Origin of the sequence: Streptomyces sp. MnatMP-M17, from assembly GCF_900091995.1 — a bacterium.
GTDB lineage: Bacteria > Actinomycetota > Actinomycetes > Streptomycetales > Streptomycetaceae > Streptomyces.
On record NZ_FMDK01000515.1, the window covers coordinates 1 to 5,954 of the forward strand.

At 70.0% G+C, this 5,954-nt stretch carries 3 protein-coding genes; all 3 read right to left on the minus strand.

Translation table 11 applies throughout. From position 1 onward, the window contains the following. Positions 1–199: 199 nt before the first annotated feature. On the minus strand, positions 200–919 hold the full coding sequence (locus GA0115259_RS22620) for a class I SAM-dependent methyltransferase (RefSeq protein ID WP_093600236.1): 720 nt from the start codon (positions 917–919) through the stop codon (positions 200–202). 97 nt (positions 920–1,016) lie between these two features. Next, positions 1,017–3,461 carry an ATP-binding SpoIIE family protein phosphatase gene (locus GA0115259_RS22625; protein ID WP_093600239.1) on the minus strand — a complete coding sequence of 815 codons (2,445 nt, stop codon included), beginning with the start codon at positions 3,459–3,461 and terminating at the stop codon, positions 1,017–1,019. A 135-nt stretch (positions 3,462–3,596) separates the two neighbouring features. Further along, on the minus strand, positions 3,597–5,954 hold a 2,358-nt coding region (locus GA0115259_RS22630; protein WP_093600242.1), incomplete at its 5' end, for an MFS transporter.

Here is a 5,954-nt window from a genome sequence, read left to right on the forward strand (position 1 = left end):
CGCGCGTGGGCACGCCCCGCGCGCGCAGCCGGTCCACGACCCGGCGGCCCGTCTTGCCGGTACCGCCGATTACGAGTGTCGGTTGAGGTGTCATGACGGAAGTCTCACCCGCGACACCGGAGGTCTCACTCCCGGCCCCCGCCCGTCCATGTCCGAGGAACCGCGGCCGGCGCCCGCCCGCCGCGTCGGCGCCCGTCGCTCACTCCCGCGCCAGCACGAACCATCTGGCCGGCAGATCGATACGGGACCCGTCCGGCATCTGTTCCGTCTGGGCGAGCGCGGTGTCGCCCGTCGCCAGGATCGTCAGGCCCGCCGCCCGCAGCAGCTCCGGCACCTCCTCGTCCGTGGCGCCGGCCGGCTTGAGGCCGTGGTCGAAGACCCGCCGCAGCTTCGCGGGCGGCCCGCCAGGACCCGACGCGGCCTGCTGGAGCACCGTCTTCGACGCCGGAGTCAGCTCCACCACAAAGGCCCTGCCGCGCGCGCCGAGCAGCTCGGCCACCGCTCCCGCGACCACCGGCCGGTCCTGGGGCTCGCTCTGGTGGATCACCGCCCGCATATAGACATTGGTGTCACCGATCCGGTCCCGCAGCGCGCGCACCGCGTCCTGGTCGACCAGATCGAGCTGTTCGAACTCGGCGGTCTTCGCGGTGTCCGCGCGGCGCGCGTGCTCGATCGCCGCATGGGACAGATCGACACCGATCGCACGGGCGAACCGGGTGGCCAGATAGCGGGTCTGGGTGCCGTTGCCGCATCCGAGATCGACCACGGGCAGCGCGGCATCCGCGTACGGCAGGAGCAGCTCGCTGTGAGGTATCGCGGTCAGCGACGGATCGGCGTCCCAGATCGCCTCGCCAGGCGTGTCCGAGGTCTCCCGCCAGTACCCTTCCCACGCCTCGCGATAACGCTGTGACACGTCCATACGGTCCTCCCCAAATCCGGCCCGCCGGAGGCGAGTTGTAGCGTACGGACTACCGTCCGCGCAGGTCGGCGGGCAAGAGGGCGGGAGATTTCTTTCATCAACCGTGGTAGCGGATGGACGGCTTCCGCGTCAGGGCCTGTTCGAACCAGACCGTCTTGCCGTGCGCCGTACTGCTCGTTCCCCACTCCCGCGCCAGAGTGCTCACCACGCGTAGACCGCGTCCGGACTCGTCGCCCTGACCCGTGTTCAGCAAGGTCGCGGGCGCCGGCTCGTCGTCGGTGACCTCGCACAGCAGGGCGTCCGTACGGACCAGGCGCAGCCCGACGCGCCGGGAGTGTGTGTGGTTCATGGCGTTGGTGACCAGCTCACTGACCATCAGCTCGGCCGCCTCCACCGCGTTTGGCAGCGACCAGCCGAGCAGCCGTTCGCGCACCATCCGTCTCGCTCTGCTCACCTCCCGTGGATCCAGGGCGAGTTCGTACTCGGCCACATCACCGTCCGGGATGCCGTTCAGTCTGGCCATCAGCAGCGCCACATCGTCCTTGCGGCCGTCACGGGTGTTCAGCGCGCGGATGATGGTGTCGCAGGCGTCGTCCATCGAGGCGGCGGGATGCGCGGCGGACGCGCAGAGCGCGGCCAGACCGTCGCCGATGTCCTCGCCGCGCACCTCGACCAGACCGTCCGTGCACAGCACCAGCCGGTCCCCCGGCTCGACCTGTACGGTCAGCGTCTCGAAGGCCACACCGCCCACTCCGACGGGCGCGCCGGTCGGGATGTCCAGCAGTTCGGCGCTGCCGTCCTCGGCGCGTACGAGTACGGGCGGGATATGACCGGCGTTGGCGATCTGGATCCGGGATCCGATCGGGTCGTACACCGCGTACAGACAGGTCGCCAGATACTGCTCACCGAGCCGCCGCGCCAAGTCGTCCAGATTGCGGAGCAGTTGGGCGGGCGGTGTCTCCATGGCCGCCATCGTCTGGACGGCGGTACGCAACTGGCCCATCATCGCGGCCGAGTTGAGACCGTGGCCCATCACATCGCCGACGACCAGCGCGGTACGCGATCCGGGCAGTTTGACGGCGTCGAACCAGTCGCCGCCGATCCGGCCGAGCCGGGTGCCGGGCAGATAGCGGGTGGCGATGTCGCAGCCGGCCATACGTGGCGCGACCTGTGGCAGCATGCTGTCCTGGAGCGTCTCCGCGACATTCTCCTGGTATGTGTACATCCGCGCGTTGTCGAGTACGAGCCCGGCCCGCGCGGCGAGTTCGGCGCCGGTCGTCCGGTCCATGTCGTCGAACGGCTCCCGGTCGGGCCGCCGCATCAGCACCATGAAACCGAGCACCACGTCCCGTGCCTTCAGCGGTACGAGCAGCATGGAGCGGTGGTTGATGAGCGGACGCAGATCCCGTTTCTCGAACTCACCGGAGATACGATTCCCCATCTCCTCGCTCAGCCGCGGGATGAGCACGGGCTCTCCGGTGACCATGCACTGGAAGAACGGGGTGTGTTCGGGGAAGGCGATGGCCTCACCGACCGGCACGGTGTCGTCCCAGCGGCCCGGCTCGTCGTTGTGCTCGACCCACACCCGGTGCCAGATGGTGGTCACATCGGGCGGGCCGTCCGGGAATCCCTCACCGGCCAGAACAGCGGCCCGCAGATGTGTGCCCGCGAAGTCGGTGAAGCGCGGCACGGCGGCGCTGGTGACCTCGCGGATCGTACGGGCCAGATCGAGGGACGAACCGATACGGCCGCTGACGTCGTTGAGGAACTCCAGCCGCTCGCGCACCGCCGCGTATTCGAGGTCGAGTTCGGCACGAGGCACCGCTCTTCGTCCGGACGGCGCCGGTACGGGCTCGGCCGCGGGATTTTCGTACCGTACGACGGGCCGCCGGGGCATGCCCCAGTCGGGAGTGACCGGCACCCGGTCATGACGGCTGAACTCCAGCACCGGATAGCCCAGTTCAAGGACCTGCGCGATGATCCGGTTGGACTCGGCCGGGCCCATGTTCGGCAGGATGTCCGGCAGCCGCCGGGCCAGCGCGTCCGAGTGGGCGAACTCCGTGTGATGGGCGAAGCCCGGAGCGATCCGGAGGAAGTCCGCGTCGGTCGCGCCGTCTTCGTGGATCCCGGGGCGCAGTTGGCCCGCGTCCGCGGCGACCACGAGATGGCGTCCCGGTCCCGGACCGATCAGCGGATAGGCCCACCAGAGAACATCGAGCCGGCCGCGCTCGGGATGGGAGACCTTCGCGCGGCCCGCGGTCGGATATGAGCCACGCGCGTGCAGTTCGGGGCCCAGTTCGTCATAGCCGTCGTACATGCCGTGCGCCACGCCGGGCTCTTCCTCGGCGAGCGCTCCGGCGACCGGCATCAGATCGCCTGCGGGCTGACCGACGGCCTCCTCCTTAGGATGGCCGAAAAGCCGCCATGCGCCGGACGACCAGTGCGATACGAGGCCGTCACCGTCCACGACGACCACGGCGAGCGGAATCCGGCCGGCCGCGGCGAACTGCTGCGGCAGTCCCGGCGGAACACCACTGTCCATGGGTGGAAGGCTCCTTCCCTGCCGCCAGGATCCGCGGCTCCGCCCTCCACGGTACGGCCCTTCGCAGGGGTTGCGCCGGGCAATGAACTAATAGGTCGCGCGCCCGCGCACAACCTTCTATTGACTGAAATTCAGTCAATCTTCGTGACCCAGTTGGAGATCGCGTTCGGTACGTCCGCCGCCCGCCACCTGGAGCACCGTGGCGACCGGCGGATACCCGGCCGCGATCACCGTGTATTCGCCGGAGGAGAGATCCACGAACCGGAAGGTGCCGTCGGATCCCGTCGTCAGGGTGTCCACCACATTGCCCGCGGCGTCGAGCAGGGTGACCCGCGCGTCCTCGACCGGACGGCCGCCGCCCGCGCGTACCGTACCGCGCAGCACCGCTCCGCCGGCCAGCTCGATGTCCTGCCGCGTCTCACGCGCGGCCTGCACACTGACCGGCAGCGCCGCGGGCCGGAAGGCGGGCGCGCTCGCGGCGAGGGTGTACTCCCCGGCGACCAGCTCCGAGATGACATAGGCGCCCTCGCGCCCGCTGCGCGTGGACGCCACGACATCGCCTCGTACATCCGTGAGCGTCACGGCGGCGTCGCGCACCGGAGTGCCGTCGGCGGTGAGCACGGCACCGGCCAGCCGGCCCGCGCCGCCGAGAACCACATCCAGCTCGACGGGCCGCTCGCCGACGGTCACCGTGACCGCCTGCGGCTGATGTCCGGAGGCCGCGGCGATCATCACGTACGAGCCCGCGCCCGGCACACTCAGCGCGTACCGCCCGTCGCTCCCGCTCGCTCCGCGCCCGATCTGCTGTCCATGGACATCGATGAGGGTGAGCGCGGCACGGGGCACGGTGGAGCCGTCGTGGTGCTGCACCGTGCCGCAGACGGCCACTCCCGAGATGTACGGAGCCGGCGGAGGCGTGGCGGCCGGGCCGCCGTCCGGCGCGGTACGCGCGCCCGGGACGGCGAGGGACTCGGCGGCTGAGGCGTTCTGGGACACCAGTGGTTTCTCCTTGAGGAAGAAGGCGATCAACAGGCCGAGGACAAGCACCGGCACGAGATAGAGGAAGATCCGTGGCATGGCGTCCGCGTACGCCTGGACATAGCCGTCGCGGACGGCGGGCGGCAGGGCGTGGACCGCCTGCGGAGTGATGGACTCGGCGTCGGGCAGGCCCGCTCCGGCGGGGATACGGTCAGCGAGCGCGTCGGCGAGCCGGTTGGCGAAGAGAGTGCCGAAGACGGCGGCGCCCACGCTGCCGCCGATCTGCCGGAAGTAGTTGTTGGCGCTGGTGGCGGTGCCGAGATCGGCGGGCGGTACGGCGTTCTGCACGGCCAGGATGAGCACCGGCATCACCAGGCCCATGCCCAGGCCCAGCACCGCCTGTGCGAATCCGCACTCGGCCATGGACGTGTCGGTCTCCAGCCGCGACAGCAGCCACATGCCCGCCACCGAGAGCGCGCTGCCGAGCACCGGATAGATCTTGTAGTGGCCGGTACGGCTGATGAGCTGTCCGGAGACCAGGGAGGCGACGACGATGCCGCCCATCATCGGCAGCATCAGCAGCCCGGACTCGGTGGCGCTGGCTCCCTCGACCATCTGGAGGAAGGTCGGCAGATAGCTGGCCGCGCCGAACAGCGCCACACCGACGACCGCGCCGACCAGACTGGTGATGTTGAAGACGGAGTCGCGGAACAGCCGCAGGGGAATGATCGGTTCGGCCGCGAAGTGCTCGACGACCAGGAACAGCAAGGTCGTTCCCACGGTGCCCGCTGCGAGGCCGAGAATGACCCGGGAGTCCCAGGCGTACTCGGTCCCGCCCCAACTGGTCAGCAGGACCAGACAGGTGGACGCGGCGGTGAGCGTGAGCGCGCCGAGGATGTCGAGCCGCGCGGGAGCGGTGGGCCTGGGAAGTCTGAGCACCACGGCGACGACGGCGAGAGTGATCAGACCGAAGGGCACATTGAAGTAGAAGCACCAGCGCCAGGAGACATGGTCCGTGAAGAAGCCGCCGAGCAGCGGTCCCGCCACCGAGGCGAGGCCGAACGCGGCGCCGATGAGGCCCATGAAGCGGGCGCGCTCGCGGGCGGGCACGATGTCCGCGATGATCGCCTGGACACCGATCATGAGTCCGCCGGCGCCGATGCCCTGGATGGCGCGGAAGGCGATGAGCTGGTCCATGGTGCGGGACCAGCCGGCCAGCGCGGAGCCGATGACGAAGACGACGATCGCGAACTGGAAGACGCCCTTGCGGCCGAAGAGATCCCCGAGCTTGCCGTAGATCGGCAGCCCGATGGTGGCGGTGAGCAGATACGCGGTGATCGCCCAGGACATCCGGTCCAGGCCCTGGAGTTCGCCGACGATCTTCGGCAGCGCGGTGGCCACGATCATCTGTTCCAGCGCGGCCAGCAGCAGGGCGAGCATCAGTCCGACGAAGACCAGTCGCACCCGGCGAGGGCTGAGAGGCTCGCCGGGAGCCGTGCCGCCGGCGGGGGGGGG